Below are 13,981 nucleotides of genomic sequence, written 5' to 3' on the forward strand. Positions count from 1 at the left end.
GTCGAAGATTCAGGCGGAGACCAAGGCACGCACCGGCGGCACCCGCCCCCCTCCGCAGGCGCGCCCACCGCGGGGGCGCGCCTGCGGAGGGGGGCGCAAGGTCAGCGCTTGCTGTACTGCGGAGCCTTGCGGGCCTTCTTCAGCCCGTACTTCTTGCGCTCCTTGACCCGAGCGTCCCGGGTCAGGAAGCCGGCCTTCTTGAGAGTAGGCCGTGACTCCTCCTCCGCCAGCGTCAGCGCGCGGGCGACGGCGAGTCGAAGTGCGCCGGCCTGGCCCGACACACCGCCGCCGTGCAGCCGGGCGACGATGTCGTAGGACTCGGCCTTGTCCAGCGCCTTCAGCGGCTCGTTGACGAGCTGCTGGTGCACCTTGTTCGGGAAGTACTCCTCCAGCGTCCGCCCGTTGAGCGTCCACTTTCCGGAGCCCGGAAGCAGGCGCGCTCGGACGACCGCCTCCTTGCGCCGCCCGGTCGCGCGGGGATTGCCCTGTACGTCGGTCACGACAGCCACGTCGCGTTCCTTCCTCGGTTGATGCGTGGTTCCCGTAGCCGGCGCCCGGGGCGGATCAGCACCGCCCGCTGACCGGCTGGAGGAGGTCAGCGGTTACTGCGCGACCTGGATGATCTCGAACGGGGTGGGCTGCTGAGCGTCGTGCGGGTGCGTCGACCCCGCGTAGACCTTCAGCTTGGTGCCCTGGGCGCGGCCGAGCTTGCTCTTCGGCAGCATGCCCTTGATGGCCTTCTCGATGATGATCTGCGGCCGCGTGTCGAGCAGCTCGCCGTACGAGGTGCTGCGCAGACCGCCCGGGAAACCCGAGTGCCGGTGGTACTGGGCCTGCTGGCGCTTGTTCCCACTCAGCGCGACCTTGCCGGCGTTGACGACGATGACGAAGTCGCCGGTGTCGATATGCGGAGCGAAGTACGGCTTGTGCTTGCCGCGCAGCAGCGCGGCGGCCTGGGTCGCCAGCCGACCGAGCACCACGTCGGTGGCATCGATGACGTGCCACACACGCTGGACATCCGCGGGCTTGGGCTGGTACGTGCGCACAGGTCTGCCTTCTCGTTCGGACGATCCCGCCCGGGAACTCCGAAGGGCCTCGGACGGATCTCGTCAAGAATGGTGAGCGCGCAGACGGGACGTGTCACGCGCAGCAGTCTTTGAGGTTACCAGGCCATCGGAGTGGACCGCGAGCGGCCCGACCGGCCACCGCCGCTGGACTACACCCCCGCACCACTCGGGTCTGACCCGCCCGGCCTGTCGGAACCTCGCTGGAGGATCAGCGTATCGGGCGGACGCCGGCGGGTAGCCCGGTGCGGCGATGCCCGAGCGCGGGCTGGCGCCCTCCAGCGAGCTAGCTATTCTGACCGAGATGACTGAATTGGGTGGCGGGGGATACGAGAAACGCGCGGGGTCGGGCATTCCGCGGCGCGACCGACCGGACCGCTCCGCCCGGCCGGAGGCACCGACCGGGTCCGCGGGCAGCCCGTCCGATCCCATGGGGGACGGCGGGGTCGCTCCCGCCGGCGCGGCGGACCTGCCGGATCCGGACCCGGCCTGGTCGACCTCCACGGCGTCAACGCCGGAGTCGACCACGCCGGAGTCGACCACGGCGGAGCCGACCACGGCGGCCCAGCCGTCGCCGTCATCGGGGCAGCAGATCGTCCTCCCGGCGCATTCGTCCGCGCCGACCGGCCTCCCACCGCAGTCAGAGACCACGCACGGTCCCTCCGGACCGGCGACCGGCTGGTCGATCCCGGGCTGGTCGGGCGCACCCGGACAGCTGACGGGCATCACCCCCCTCAGCGACCCGAATCCCCCCACCGGGCCGTATCCCCTCCCCGGAAGGGTTCCTTCGGCTGGCACGACCCACCCGCTCACCGCGACCGCCTGGGCCGACCGCGGTGACCTGGACGAACAGGCAGCCCTCGACAGACACCCGAACGCAGACGGTTACCCGGGCGAGACCGACTCCGGCGGCGAACACGCCGACGCCGATACTCCACCGGCAGGGACCGGCGAACGGCGCGGCCTGGCGGGCCGGGCCCGCAGTTCTCGGCGGCTGCTGGCCATCGTCGCCGGCGCCGTCCTGGTGCTCATCGCGGCCGTGGCGATCGTCGCATTGCGCGGCGGGGACGATGACAAGGGCGGTGACGCGCCGACCGCGTCGGGCACGCTGCCGCCAGTTCCGGCGAACTTCCTGAGCACCGCCGCGGTCGACGCCGATCCGATAACCCCCGACGAGTTCTTCCCCGAACAGTCCGTCGCCGTCGACACGCACGGCTACCAGCGACTCGCGCGCAAGCTCGACGCCGGCTGCCCGAACCTCACCGGCGATCTGATCGTTCAGTTGAAGGCAGCGCGCTGCCGGCAGGTGGTGCGCTCGCTGTTCCTCAGCCGTCCCCAGCAAGGCGAACGCCAGGTACTGGCGGGAGCGACCGTGTTCTCCCTGGACACCAGCGCGACGGCCACCCAGGCCGCGCAGGTGCTCAACCAGGGCCGTGGCGGCATCGCGCCGCTGCCGATCCCGGCGGGCTCGATCCAGAACGCGCAGATCACCGGCCCGGGTGGAAACAACTCCTGGCGCGGCGCGGTCAGCCGCGGGCACTACCTCATCTACACCCAGGTCGCCTACGTCGACGGCACCTCGGGCACGGCGACGGACCAGCCGCTGCGCAACGCCCAGACCGACCTGGCCACCCTCGCCACCGAGCCGATCGGTGACCGGGCGGTGCTCGGGCACGGCCCGCGGCGCTGACCAGCTGAGGCGGCGGCGATCTCGCCCGGACCGACCGAGACCCGGGCGTGTCTCACCCCGACGGGGTGGTGGGCACCCGCACCGCCCGGGTGACCTCGGCCCGCGCCGCCAGCTCCGCGTCTGGCGGGTAGCGCACCTCGACCAGCGTCAACCCGTGCGCGGGAGCGACCGTCACGGCCGGGTCCCGCATTCCACGGCGTAGGACCGCCGCCGGCCACTGCGGCGGCCGGCGTCCCTCGCCCACCGCCAGCAGCGCCCCGACCAGCGCCCGGACCATCGAGTGGCAGAAGGCGTCCGCCTCGACGTCGGCGACGACCACCCCGTTGGGGCGGCGCAGCACGTCCAGGCGCAGCAGGGTACGCACGGTCGTCGCTCCCTCCCGCCGGCGGCAGAAGGCCGCGAAGTCGTGTTCGCCGACCAGCAGCAACGCCGCCGATGCCATCGCCGGCACGTCCAGCGGCCGCGGCCAGGCGAGGGTGTCGAAACGCCGCAGCGGCTCGGCACCGAACGGCGCGTCGGTGATGCGGTAGACGTAGCGCCGGGACAGCGCCGAGAACCGGGCGTCGAACCCGGCCGGAGCGGGCGCGAGACCGGTGACCCGGACCGACCGGTCGAGGACACCGTTGAGCCGCCGGGCGAGCCCGCCGAGTGGCACGTCAGCGGGGAGGTCGACGTGGGCCACCTGCCCGGCGGCATGCACTCCGGAATCGGTCCGCCCGGCGACCGTGAGGCGCACGGCCTGCAGCCGGGCGACCCGGATGAGAGCGTCCTCCACGTCGCCCTGCACGGTCCGTTGACCAGGCTGGCGGGCCCAGCCGGCGAACGGCGTGCCGTCGTAGGCGATGTCCAGGCGCAGCCGGACCAGGCCCGCCGCCATCACCGTCACGTCCGCCCCGGCGCCGGGCACCGCATGAGGCGCACTCGGACCGGATCCCACGACATCGGACATCTGCTTCTCCCCGTACGGCGGCGTGGCGGTGGGGCAGGACGCGGCCGGACCTGACGACACCCCGGTGCGGGCCGAACGCAGCGACATGAACGGCGAAGGCCCGCCGCCCATGATGGGCGGCGGGCCTTGCGGGAGCTACTGGCGTGACGCGGGTATCGGTGCGAATCCGTGCCTGTGACGACAAGTCGCCGTGGTCAGGACTTCGACTCGGCCGAACCGTCGTCGTCCGTCGCCTCGGCGCTGGCAGCCGAAGCCTCGGACGCCTGGGCCGTCGTGGGCTTCTCCTCGCCGGCCGGCTTCTCCTCGGCGGACTGCGCAGCCTCGGCGGACTGCGCGGCCACGGCGGCGGCGGTCGGCGACTCGCTGGCCAGGTCCTCGGCGGCCTCGGCGGTGGCACCGGTCGGCGTGCGCCGCTCGGAGAAGCGGGTGCCGCGCGCGCGCTCGGCCTCACCGACGGCCTGCTGGCCGACGGTCAGCGCCTCCACCAGCTCGATGCGGGCCAGCGGAGCGTTGTCACCCTTGCGGTTGCCGAGCTTGATGATCCGGGTGTAGCCACCGTCGCGGTTGGCGTAGCGCGGACCGATCTCGGTGAACAGGGTGTGCACCACCGAGTTGTCCCGCACGTGGCGCATGACGCGACGCCGGGCGTGCAGGTCGCCGCGCTTGGCGAAGGTCACCAGCCGCTCGGCGTACGGGCGCAGCCGCTTCGCCTTGGCCTCGGTGGTGGTGATGCCGCCGTGCTCGAACAGCGCGGTGGCGAGGTTGGCCAGCAGCAGCCGCTCATGTGCGGGGCTGCCGCCGAGCCGGGCGCCCTTCGTTGGCGTGGGCATGATGAGTGCTCCTCGTTCCTTTCACTGTCCCGCCAGGCTGCCCGCCCGTAGGACGGCGGCATGCGCCACCGGAGGTCGTCGAGGGCCCCCGCGGGTGGGCGGGGGCCCTCGTGAAGGTCAGTACTGCTCAGTCTCAACGAACTCCGCGCCGTCGTCGGACGGGTCGGAGAACGCCGGGTTGTAGCTGTCGGTGCCGTAGGTGTCCACGGCCTGACGCGGGTCGAATCCGGGCGGGGAGTCCTTGAGCTGCAGGCCCATCGCGCCGAGCTTCGTCTTGACCTCGTCGATCGACTTCTGCCCGAAGTTGCGGATGTCGAGCAGGTCGGCCTCGCTGCGCGAGACCAGTTCGCCGATCGTGTGGATGCCCTCGCGCTTGAGGCAGTTGTAGGAGCGGACGGTCAGGTCCATCTCCTCGATCGGCAGCGCGAGGTCCGCCGCCAGCGCCGCGTCCGCAGCGGACGGGCCGATGTCCACGCCCTCGGCCTCGGCGTTGAGCTCCTGGGCCAGCCCGAACAGGCCGACCAGGGTCTTGCCGGCGCTCGCCATCGCATCGCGCGGGGAGATCGACGGCTTCGTCTCGACGTCGACGATGAGCCGGTCGAAGTCGGTGCGCTGCTCGACTCGGGTTGCCTCGACCTTGTAGGTCACCTTCAGCACCGGTGAGTAGATCGAGTCGATCGGGATCCGCCCGATCTCCTGGCCGGCCTGCTTGTTCTGCGCCGCGCTGACGTACCCGCGGCCTCGCTCGACGGTCAGCTCGATCTCGAGCTTGCCCTTGTCGTTCAGAGTGGCCAGGCGCAGCTCGGGGCTGTGGACCTCGACGCCGGCCGGCGGGGCGATATCCGCCGCCGTGACCTCGTCGGGCCCCTGCTTGCGCAGGTACATCACCGTCGGCTCGTCGTTGTCGGAGCTGACGACCAGTTCCTTGAGGTTCAGGATCAGGTCGGTCACGTCCTCCTTGACGCCGGGCACGGTGGAGAACTCGTGCAGCACCCCGTCGATGCGGATGCTGGTGACCGACGCGCCGGGGATGGAGGACAGCAAGGTCCGACGCAGCGAGTTACCGAGGGTGTAGCCGAAGCCCGGCTCCAGCGGCTCGATCACGAAACGTGACCGGAACTCGGAGATCGGGTCCTCGACGAGGGTGGGACGCTGAGCGATCAGCATGTTGCGATCCTTCCGACCACGGCGACCGCCATATGACGCCGTGTAGGGCAGGCTCCCGGTTCGGGAGCCGGCGGGTGGGACATCGGTCCGTTCCACCCGCGAGCCCGGTGCACGCCCGCCCACCCGGTGAACCACCCGGGTGGTGCGCACGGCACCGGTTGTCGCTCCTTCAGTGTGCCTCGCCGCCGCACAGCAGTGACGGGCACGGTGCCACCGGCCCGGTGGCGGGAGCGTAGGTCACCCCCAAGGCGGGGCCGCCGGTGGCCGGGCCACCGCTGCACCGCCCCCGGGGGCGTCTGGTCCTACTTGGAGTAGAGCTCGACGATCAGCTGCTCCTGGACCTGGGTGTCAATGACCTGCCGGGCCGGCAGGGAGTGCACCAGGATCCGCATCTGGCTCGGGATGGACTCCAGCCAGGCTGGGACAGTCCGGCCCTGGCCCGCGGTCTCCCGAGCGACGATGAACGGGGTCAGCTCCCGGGCCTTCGGTGCGATCTCGACGATGTCGTTCTCGCTGATCCGGTAGCTCGGAATGTCGACCTTGCGCCCGTTGACCTGGACGTGGCCGTGCCGGACGGCCTGACGAGCGGCGTCGCGGGACGGCGCGAAGCCACCCCGGTAGACGACGTTGTCGAGCCGCGACTCAAGGATCTTCAGCAGCTCGTCACCGGTCTTGCCGGCCCGCCGGTTCGCCTCGTCGTAGTACCCGCGGAACTGCTTCTCCAGGATGCCGTAGATCCGCGCGCACTTCTGCTTCTCGCGCTTCTGCAGCAGGTACTCGGAGTCCTTGGTGCGGCCCCGGCCGTGCTCGCCCGGCGGGTAGGGCCGGATCTCGATCGGGCACTTCGGGGTGTCGCACTTGGTGCCCTTGAGGAACAGCTTCGTCTTCTCGCGGCGGCAACGCTTGCAGTCCGCGCCGGTGTAACGGGCCATCTAGTCCTTCTCTCTCGTCTCCTGGCGCGAACTCGAACGCGACGCCACGACTCCGGCCGGGGCGCCACCCCGACCACGATCGTCACGCCGCACGGTCACACCCTGCGCCGCTTCGGCGGGCGGCAACCGTTGTGGGGGGTAGGGGTGACGTCCTGGATCGCCCCGACCTCCAGGCCCGCGGCCTGCAGCGAGCGGATCGCGGTCTCCCGGCCGGAACCAGGGCCCTTCACGAACACGTCGACCTTGCGCATCCCGTGCTCCTGCGCCTTGCGGGCCGCGTTCTCGGCGGCCATCTGCGCGGCGAAGGGGGTCGACTTGCGGGAGCCCTTGAAGCCGACGTGGCCGGCGGAGGCCCAGGAGATCACGTTCCCGCTGGGGTCGGTGATCGAAACGATCGTGTTGTTGAACGTGCTCTTGATGTGAGCGTGCCCGTGGGCGACGTTCTTCTTTTCTTTGCGCCGGACCTTCTTGGCGCCGGCGGTGCGAGTCTTGGGAGGCATCTTTGCGTGTGGTCTCCGTCTGCGAGGTCGTCGATCAGTGGTCGTCCGGGGCCGGGCCGAGTGGCCCGCCGGGCGCCCTGACTACTTCTTGCCGGCCTTCTTCTTGCCGGCGATGGCGCGGCGCGGGCCCTTGCGGGTGCGGGCGTTGGTGTGCGTCCGCTGACCGTGGACCGGCAGGTTCCGCCGGTGCCGCAGGCCCTGGTAGCAGCCGATCTCCATCTTGCGACGGATGTCCTGCTTGATCTCCCGGTTGAGGTCGCCCTCCACCCGGTAGTTCGCGTCGATCCACTCACGCAGCCGGACGATCTCGTCCTCGCTCAGGTCCCGGACACGGGTGTCCGGGTTGACGCCGGTGGCAGCGAGGGTCTCCCGGGAACGGGTGCGACCGATCCCAAAGATGTAGGTCAGGGCGATCTCAACCCGCTTCTCGCGGGGGAGGTCGACGCCGGAGAGGCGTGCCATGTACGGATGTTTCCTTCCTGCATCCGGAGGTCTCGGGCGATGTCGCCCCAACCGGCGCAGTGCCGGCCGGGCCCCGGCCTCCGACCGGGGGTGAGACGCCCCATGCGGGACGCCTGGCATCGCTTGAGTGCGGTAGCTCCCCAACCCCGAGCCGCCGGGGCGCGTACGCGCACCCTGGCGACGGGGAGAGGCCCACCCGTCAGTGGCCTTAGCCCTGACGCTGCTTGTGACGCAGATTGTCGCAGATGACCATGACACGCCCGTGTCGGCGGATCACCTTGCACTTGTCGCAGATCTTCTTGACGCTGGGCTTGACCTTCACGGCTGTTGCGGACCTCCTGCGCAGCCGCGGGCCGCGCGTGGCGATGAGTAGTGGTACGGGCGAGTGTGGAGGAGATCGACTACTTGTAGCGGTAGACGATGCGGCCGCGAGACAGGTCGTAGGGCGAGAGCTCGACCACGACGCGGTCCTCCGGCAGGATCCGGATGTAGTGCTGACGCATCTTGCCGCTGATGTGGGCGAGAACGCGATGACCGTTCTGAAGCTCGACCCGAAACATTGCGTTCGGGAGCGGCTCCACCACACGGCCCTCGATCTCGATGGCCCCGTCCTTCTTCGGCATGTCCTCCGCTGTCCTGACGTCGACGACTGAATCGGCGGTTTGGTCACGACCGGTCGAGCTGACCGAACAACCGCCCGGAAAGACCCAGGTCAGAAGCCCGAATCCCAGGAGGGACCACGGACTGCCAACCACACTGCCACCGACCGCAACTGCCACGTTTCAGGACTGCTATCGACGCGGTGGAGCACACCGGCGTGAGGAGACCGCCAACTGAAGAGTGTACGTGGCCCATCCGTCAAGGGCCAACACAGGCTCAGCCGATGCCGGACGGGGCGTCCGCAGGCTGTCCGCAGGCGACGCCGAGCGCGGCGAGCCGGGCGACCCCACCGTCGGGCTCGGTCAGCACCCAGGGGCCCCGATCGGTGATCGCCACCGAGTGTTCGGTGTGCGCGGCCAGGCTGCCGTCCTGGGTCACGACGGTCCAGTCGTCGGCGAGCACGGTCGTGTCCGGCGCACCGATGGTGATCATCGGCTCGATCGCCAGCGCCAGCCCCTCGACCAGCCGGATGCCGCGGCCGGGGCGGCCGTAGTTGAGCACGTGCGGAGGCTGGTGCATCTCGGTGCCGATGCCGTGGCCGCCGTAGTGGTCGACGATGCCGTAGCCGTGCGGACGGATGTGGCGCTCGACGGCGGCGCTGATGTCGGTGAGCTTGCCACCGAGCTGGGCAGCCGCGAGGCCCGCCCACAGCGAGCCCTCACAGGTCGCAATCAGGTCGAGGGCCTCGGGGGCCACCTCGCCGACCGGAACGGTGATCGCCGCATCCCCGTGCCACCCGTCGACGATCGCTCCACAGTCGATCGAGATGATGTCACCCTCGCGCAGTACCCGCTTGCGCGTCGGGATCGCGTGGACGACCTCGTCGTTGACAGAACTGCAGATCGACGCCGGGTACGGCGGCTGGGCGTAGCCCTTGAAGGAAGGGATCCCGCCGTCGGCCCGGATCGTTCTCTCGGCGAGTGCGTCGAGATCCGCAGTCGTGACGCCGGGGACGACCGCCTCGCGCAGCCGGGCCAACGTCTTGGCGACGAGCAGGCCGGCCACCCGCATCTTGGCGATCTCCGCCGCGGTCTTGATCTGGACGTGCTCTCGTCGCGCCACGCTCTCGCCTCGGTCTGTGTCCGTGTACTGGTCCGATTCTCGATGCTAACCGCCCTGCCGGCACCGGCAGGGCGGACGACCGTCCGACCGTCGGCGTCCGCCTGGACGGTTCCTACCCACCGCGAGGCACCCACCCCCCACCACGAGTGTGGGTGGACGCTGAGCGGCGGGAGCCTCAGTCCCCGTAGTGACGCAGCGCGTCGAGCGCCCGATCGGTGACGTTGTCCACCGGGCCGGTGGCGTCGATGCCGATCAGGATGCCCTTCTCCGCGTAGTACGCCACCAGCGGCGACGTCTGGTCCGCATACACCTCGAGCCGGTGGCGCACGGTCCCGGCCTGGTCGTCGTCGCGCTGGAACAGGTCGCCGCCGCAACGATCGCACAGGCCCTCGACCGACGGCGGGTCGAAGTCGAGATGCCAGATGTGGCCGCAGTTGCGGCAGGTCCGCCGGCCGGAGAGCCGCCGCACCACCTCGTCGTCGTCGACGACAAGCTCCAGAACCACGTCCAGCCGGGTCCCCATCCCGTCGAGCATCTGCCCGAGCACCTCGGCCTGGGGGACGTTACGGGGGAACCCGTCGAGCAGGAACCCCTTGACCGCGTCATCCTCGGCGAGCCGGTTGCGAACCATCCCGATGGTGATCTCGTCCGGCACGAGGTCACCGGCATCCATGAAGGTCTTGGCCTTGACGCCCAGTTCGGTTCCCTGTCGCACGTTCGCTCGGAAGATGTCCCCAGTCGAGATCTTGGGGATGGACCGCGCCTGGGCAATGAACGCGGCCTGCGTACCCTTTCCGGCACCGGGCGGTCCCACCAGTACGAGGCGCACTACCGGAGGAAACCTTCGTAATTGCGGAGCATGAGCTGGCTTTCGATCTGCTTCACGGTTTCCAGCCCCACCCCCACCATGATCAGGACTGAGGTACCCGCGAAGGGGAACGGCTGGTCCTTGGTCAGGTTCAACAGTGCCAACGGAAGGACCGTGATCACTCCGAGAAACAGGGAGCCGGGGAGCGTGATCCGGTCAAGTACGTGTTTGAGGTACTCCGCCGTCGGGTTACCCGGTCTGATCCCGGGGATGAACCCACCATACTTCTTCATGTTGTCCGCGACCTCCGTTGGGTTGAAGGTGATCGCAACATAGAAGTAGGTGAAGGCGATGATGAGTGCGAAGTACGTCACCAGGTAGAGCGGATGGTCCCCACGTGAGAGATACCTCTGCTCGAAGTCCTGAAAGCCCTGGTTGCTCCAGACCTGTCCGGCGAGCTGCGGGAGCTGGAGCAGGGAGGAGGCGAAGATGACGGGGATGATCCCGGCCTGGTTGACCTTGATGGGCAGGTAGGTGGAGGTGCCCCCGTACATCCGCCGGCCGATCAGTCGCTTCGCGTACTGGACGGGGATCCGCCGCTGGGACTGCTCGACGAACACCACGAAGACCATGATCGCGATCCCCAGCAGAATCACCAGACTGAACACCACGCCTCCGGCGACCTGGAGGATCCGGGTGCCCTCGGAGGGAAGCCGCGCCGCGATCGAAGTGAAGATCAGCAAGGACATGCCGTTGCCGACGCCGCGGGCCGTGATCAGCTCACCCATCCACATGATGACCGAGGTGCCGGCAGTCATCGTGATGACGATGGTCGCGACCCGGAACAGGCTCGTGTCCGGAATGATGGCGGCCGAGCAGCTCGGGAAGAGCCGTCCACTGCGGGCCAGTGCCACGATGCCGGTCGCCTGCAGGACGCCGAGCGCGATCGTCAGGTAGCGGGTGTACTGGGTGAGCTTCTGCTCGCCCGAGCTGCCTTCCTTCTTCAGCTGCTCGAGCCGCGGGATCACCACGACGAGCAGCTGGATGATGATGCTCGAGGTGATGTAGGGCATGATGCCGAGCGCGAAGATGGACAGCTGGAGCAGGGCGCCGCCGCTGAACAGGTTGATCAGCGAGTAGACGTTGCTGCTGTCGGCGCTCGCGCTGTTGAGGCAGGTGTTGACCGCGCGGGTCGAGACCCCGGGCGAGGGCATGACGCTGCCGAACCGGAACAGCACCACGATCCCGACGGTGAACAGCAGCTTCTTGCGCAGGTCAGGAGTGCGGAATGCCCGCGTGAAGGCGGTGAGCACGGCTCCTCCTGCTGGGATTGCGGACCGACGGGGAGTGGACATCCTGCCCTGTGCGGAGCGCCTACGACGGCCGGCGGCCGACGTTGGTTAGGCGACTGTAACAGGACACCCGGTCCACTCGTCCGGACATCACGCCCAGTAAGCAGCGGTGGCCGGGAAGAACCAGCTGATGCCAGTGCGCGCCGGCTGCCGCGCGGGATGCTCCGGACAAGCAGGGCGAGGGGCGGCTCTGGGGCCGCCCCTCGCCCTGGGTCTCAACTCTGCGTGACGCTCCCGCCGGCAGCCGCGATCTTCTCCCGCGCGGATGCCGAGAATGCGTCAGCGCTGACGTGCAGCGCGACGTCGATGTCGCCGTTGCCCAGCACCTTCACCGGCAACTTGGCACGCACGGCCCCCTTGGCCACGAGGTCGGCCTTGGTGACGTCTCCGCCCTCGGGGAACAGCTCAACCAGCGCGGACACGTTCACCACCTGGTACTCCACCCGGGCCGGGTTACTGAAGCCCTTGAGCTTGGGCAGCCGCATGTGCAGGGGCATCTGGCCACCCTCGAAGCGGGCGGGCACCTGCTTGCGGGCCTTGGAGCCCTTGGTCCCCCGGCCGGCGGTCTTCCCCTTGGAGCCCTCGCCGCGACCGACGCGGATCCGGCTGCGGTGGGCACCGGGCGCCGGACGCAGGTGATGCACCTTCAGGCCGCGGCCACGCTCGGTCTGCGCCGAGCCGGTCTGGCCCTTGTCGGTCGCGTCCTCGGTCTTGGTCAGTTCGGCCATGGCTAGGAGTCCACCTCCTCGACCCGGACAAGATGGGTCACAGTCCTGATCATCCCGAGAACCTCGGGACGGTCGTCACGGACGGTCGTGGCGTTGATCTTCCGCAGGCCGAGGGTCCGCAGCGTGGCCCGCTGGTTGTGGGTGCCGCCAATCCCGGAACGGATCTGCGTGATGCGCAGCTTGGCCATCACACACCGGCCCCGGCCACGCGGGCGCGCAGCATGGCTGGCGGGGCGACGTCCTCGAGCGGCAGGCCGCGCCGGGCCGCGATCTCCTCGGGCCGCATGAGGCCGCGAAGGGCGGCCACGGTTGCGTGCACGATGTTGATCGGGTTCGACGAGCCGAGCGACTTCGACAGTACGTCGTGCACCCCGGCGCACTCCAACACGGCGCGCACCGGGCCGCCGGCGATCACACCGGTACCGGGTGAGGCCGGCTTGAGCAGGACGACGCCCGCCGCCCGCTCACCCTGCACCGGGTGCGGGATCGTCGAGCCGATCCGGGGCACCTTGAAGAAGTGCTTCTTGGCCTCCTCGACGCCCTTGGCGATGGCGGCGGGGACTTCCTTGGCCTTGCCGTAGCCGACGCCGACGGTGCCGTCGGCGTCACCCACCACGACGAGAGCGGTGAAGCTGAAGCGACGACCGCCCTTGACGACCTTCGCGACGCGGTTGATCGCGACGACCCGCTCGACGTAGGCGTTCTTTTCCTGGGCCGGGCCGCCGCCCGACCGGTCCCGGCGTTCCCGACGGTCCGAGCCGCCGGACCCGCCGCCGCGGCGCTGCTGGCCTGGCATCTACAACATCTCCCTGATCAGGCTGTACTGGATGGCTTGGGGCTGAGCGGTCATCAGAAGTCCAACCCGCTCTGGCGCGCCGCATCCGCGAGCGCGGCGATCCGGCCGGCGTAGGTCCGGCCGCCGCGGTCGAACACGACCGCGGCGATCCCGGCCTCCTTTGCCCGCTGGGCGACCAGTTCCCCGACCTTGCGGGCCTGGGCCGACTTGTCGCCGTCGCCACCGCGCAGGGTGACGTCCAGGGTGGACGCCGAGACGAGCGTGTGGCCCGCGGCGTCGTCGATGACCTGGGCGTAGATGTGCCGCGAGGACCGGGTGACGACGAGCCGGGGACGGGACTGGGTGCCCGCCACCTTCTTGCGCACGCGGACATGCCGGCGGAGCTTCGCGGTCCGCCGACGCGCGCTGGCGCCGAGGCTCACTGCCATGATCTATCTCCTACTTCCCGGTCTTCCCGACCTTGCGGCGGACGACCTCGCCCTGGTAGCGAACGCCCTTGCCCTTGTACGGGTCAGGCTTACGCAATCCGCGGATCTTCGCGGAGACCTCGCCGACCAGCTGCTTGTCGATCCCATGGACCACGAAGCGGGTCGGGGTCTGCACCTCGAAGCGGATGCCCTCGGGGGCCTTGACCGGGACGGGGTGGCTGTAGCCGAGCGCAAACTCCAGGTCGGAACCCTTGGCCTGGACGCGGTAACCGACGCCGACGATCTCCAGGGTCTTGGAGTACCCGGCGGTGACGCCGGTGACCATGTTGGAGACCAGGCTGCGGGTCAGGCCGTGCAGCGAGCGGGACCGACGTTCGTCATCCGGGCGGGTCACAACGAGCTGACCCTCCTCCTGGTTGACCCCGATCGGCTCGACCACGACGTGGCTCAGGGTGCCCTTGGGCCCCTTGACAGTAACGGTCGTCCCCTCGACGGTGATGTCGACACCGCTGGGGACGGGAATGGGCAGGCGCCCGATCCGTGACATCGCTCG

The 13,981-nt window shown here is 69.7% G+C and carries 19 protein-coding genes; 1 reads left to right on the forward strand and 18 read right to left on the reverse strand.

What is annotated here, in order from left to right:
• Window positions 1-101: 101 nt before the first annotated feature.
• Both rpsI and rplM read right to left on the reverse strand, forming a co-directional pair.
• Window positions 102-509 (reverse strand): 30S ribosomal protein S9, encoded by a 408-nt coding sequence (gene rpsI, locus G6R25_RS01310; RefSeq protein ID WP_163551331.1) that lies wholly within the window; start codon window positions 507-509, stop codon window positions 102-104.
• A gap of 93 nt (window positions 510-602) precedes the next feature.
• The gene (gene rplM, locus G6R25_RS01315; protein ID WP_136447125.1) at window positions 603-1,046 is read right to left on the reverse strand and encodes a 50S ribosomal protein L13; all 444 of its coding nucleotides are present in this window, start codon (window positions 1,044-1,046) and stop codon (window positions 603-605) included.
• A 322-nt stretch (window positions 1,047-1,368) separates the two neighbouring features.
• Between rplM and G6R25_RS01320 the strand changes: the two genes are divergently transcribed.
• Window positions 1,369-2,754, forward strand: coding sequence for a hypothetical protein (locus tag G6R25_RS01320; RefSeq protein ID WP_235947063.1), 1,386 nt, complete (start codon window positions 1,369-1,371; stop codon window positions 2,752-2,754).
• A 52-nt stretch (window positions 2,755-2,806) separates the two neighbouring features.
• Here G6R25_RS01320 and truA read toward each other — a convergent pair whose 3' ends face one another.
• From truA to rplF, 16 genes are all read right to left on the reverse strand, one after another.
• Window positions 2,807-3,631 (reverse strand): tRNA pseudouridine(38-40) synthase TruA, encoded by an 825-nt coding sequence (gene truA, locus G6R25_RS01325; protein WP_136446654.1) that lies wholly within the window; start codon window positions 3,629-3,631, stop codon window positions 2,807-2,809.
• Window positions 3,632-3,897: 266 nt separating this feature from the next.
• Window positions 3,898-4,533, reverse strand: a complete 636-nt coding sequence (gene rplQ / locus G6R25_RS01330) for a 50S ribosomal protein L17 (RefSeq protein ID WP_163551333.1) — start codon at window positions 4,531-4,533, stop codon at window positions 3,898-3,900.
• A gap of 117 nt (window positions 4,534-4,650) precedes the next feature.
• A complete protein-coding gene (locus G6R25_RS01335; protein WP_163551334.1) occupies window positions 4,651-5,700 on the reverse strand; it encodes a DNA-directed RNA polymerase subunit alpha in 1,050 nt (349 codons plus the stop codon).
• A 302-nt stretch (window positions 5,701-6,002) separates the two neighbouring features.
• Complete coding sequence (rpsD, locus tag G6R25_RS01340) at window positions 6,003-6,632, reverse strand: 30S ribosomal protein S4 (protein WP_136446634.1); 630 nt, start codon at window positions 6,630-6,632, stop codon at window positions 6,003-6,005.
• Window positions 6,633-6,727: 95 nt separating this feature from the next.
• Window positions 6,728-7,132 carry a 30S ribosomal protein S11 gene (gene rpsK, locus G6R25_RS01345; RefSeq protein WP_136446635.1) on the reverse strand — a complete coding sequence of 135 codons (405 nt, stop codon included), beginning with the start codon at window positions 7,130-7,132 and terminating at the stop codon, window positions 6,728-6,730.
• A gap of 81 nt (window positions 7,133-7,213) precedes the next feature.
• Window positions 7,214-7,594, reverse strand: a complete 381-nt coding sequence (gene rpsM / locus G6R25_RS01350) for a 30S ribosomal protein S13 (protein ID WP_009740504.1) — start codon at window positions 7,592-7,594, stop codon at window positions 7,214-7,216.
• 208 nt (window positions 7,595-7,802) lie between these two features.
• Window positions 7,803-7,916 carry a 50S ribosomal protein L36 gene (rpmJ, locus tag G6R25_RS01355; RefSeq protein ID WP_003956441.1) on the reverse strand — a complete coding sequence of 38 codons (114 nt, stop codon included), beginning with the start codon at window positions 7,914-7,916 and terminating at the stop codon, window positions 7,803-7,805.
• A gap of 79 nt (window positions 7,917-7,995) precedes the next feature.
• Complete coding sequence (infA, locus tag G6R25_RS01360; protein WP_006541558.1) at window positions 7,996-8,217, reverse strand: translation initiation factor IF-1; 222 nt, start codon at window positions 8,215-8,217, stop codon at window positions 7,996-7,998.
• Between the two features lie 253 nt (window positions 8,218-8,470).
• Window positions 8,471-9,316 carry a type I methionyl aminopeptidase gene (gene map / locus G6R25_RS01365; RefSeq protein ID WP_136446636.1) on the reverse strand — a complete coding sequence of 282 codons (846 nt, stop codon included), beginning with the start codon at window positions 9,314-9,316 and terminating at the stop codon, window positions 8,471-8,473.
• 175 nt (window positions 9,317-9,491) lie between these two features.
• Window positions 9,492-10,145 (reverse strand): adenylate kinase, encoded by a 654-nt coding sequence (locus G6R25_RS01370; RefSeq protein WP_136446637.1) that lies wholly within the window; start codon window positions 10,143-10,145, stop codon window positions 9,492-9,494.
• On the reverse strand, window positions 10,145-11,437 hold the full coding sequence (gene secY, locus G6R25_RS01375) for a preprotein translocase subunit SecY (RefSeq protein ID WP_163551335.1): 1,293 nt from the start codon (window positions 11,435-11,437) through the stop codon (window positions 10,145-10,147). Before secY ends, G6R25_RS01370 begins: the two co-directional genes overlap by 1 nt.
• A 254-nt stretch (window positions 11,438-11,691) precedes the next feature.
• A complete protein-coding gene (rplO, locus tag G6R25_RS01380; protein WP_136446639.1) occupies window positions 11,692-12,204 on the reverse strand; it encodes a 50S ribosomal protein L15 in 513 nt (170 codons plus the stop codon).
• A gap of 2 nt (window positions 12,205-12,206) precedes the next feature.
• Entirely contained in the window at window positions 12,207-12,392 is a 186-nt protein-coding gene (gene rpmD / locus G6R25_RS01385) for a 50S ribosomal protein L30 (protein WP_136446640.1), read from the reverse strand.
• Window positions 12,392-13,000, reverse strand: coding sequence for a 30S ribosomal protein S5 (rpsE, locus tag G6R25_RS01390; protein WP_163551336.1), 609 nt, complete (start codon window positions 12,998-13,000; stop codon window positions 12,392-12,394). Before rpsE ends, rpmD begins: the two co-directional genes overlap by 1 nt.
• A 53-nt stretch (window positions 13,001-13,053) precedes the next feature.
• Window positions 13,054-13,428, reverse strand: a complete 375-nt coding sequence (gene rplR / locus G6R25_RS01395) for a 50S ribosomal protein L18 (RefSeq protein ID WP_136446642.1) — start codon at window positions 13,426-13,428, stop codon at window positions 13,054-13,056.
• A 10-nt stretch (window positions 13,429-13,438) separates the two neighbouring features.
• Window positions 13,439-13,975 (reverse strand): 50S ribosomal protein L6, encoded by a 537-nt coding sequence (gene rplF / locus G6R25_RS01400; RefSeq protein WP_163551337.1) that lies wholly within the window; start codon window positions 13,973-13,975, stop codon window positions 13,439-13,441.
• Between the last annotated feature and the right edge of the window lie 6 nt (window positions 13,976-13,981).

It is taken from the genome of Candidatus Frankia alpina, assembly GCF_902806485.1.
Lineage (GTDB): Bacteria > Actinomycetota > Actinomycetes > Frankiales > Frankiaceae > Frankia > Frankia alpina.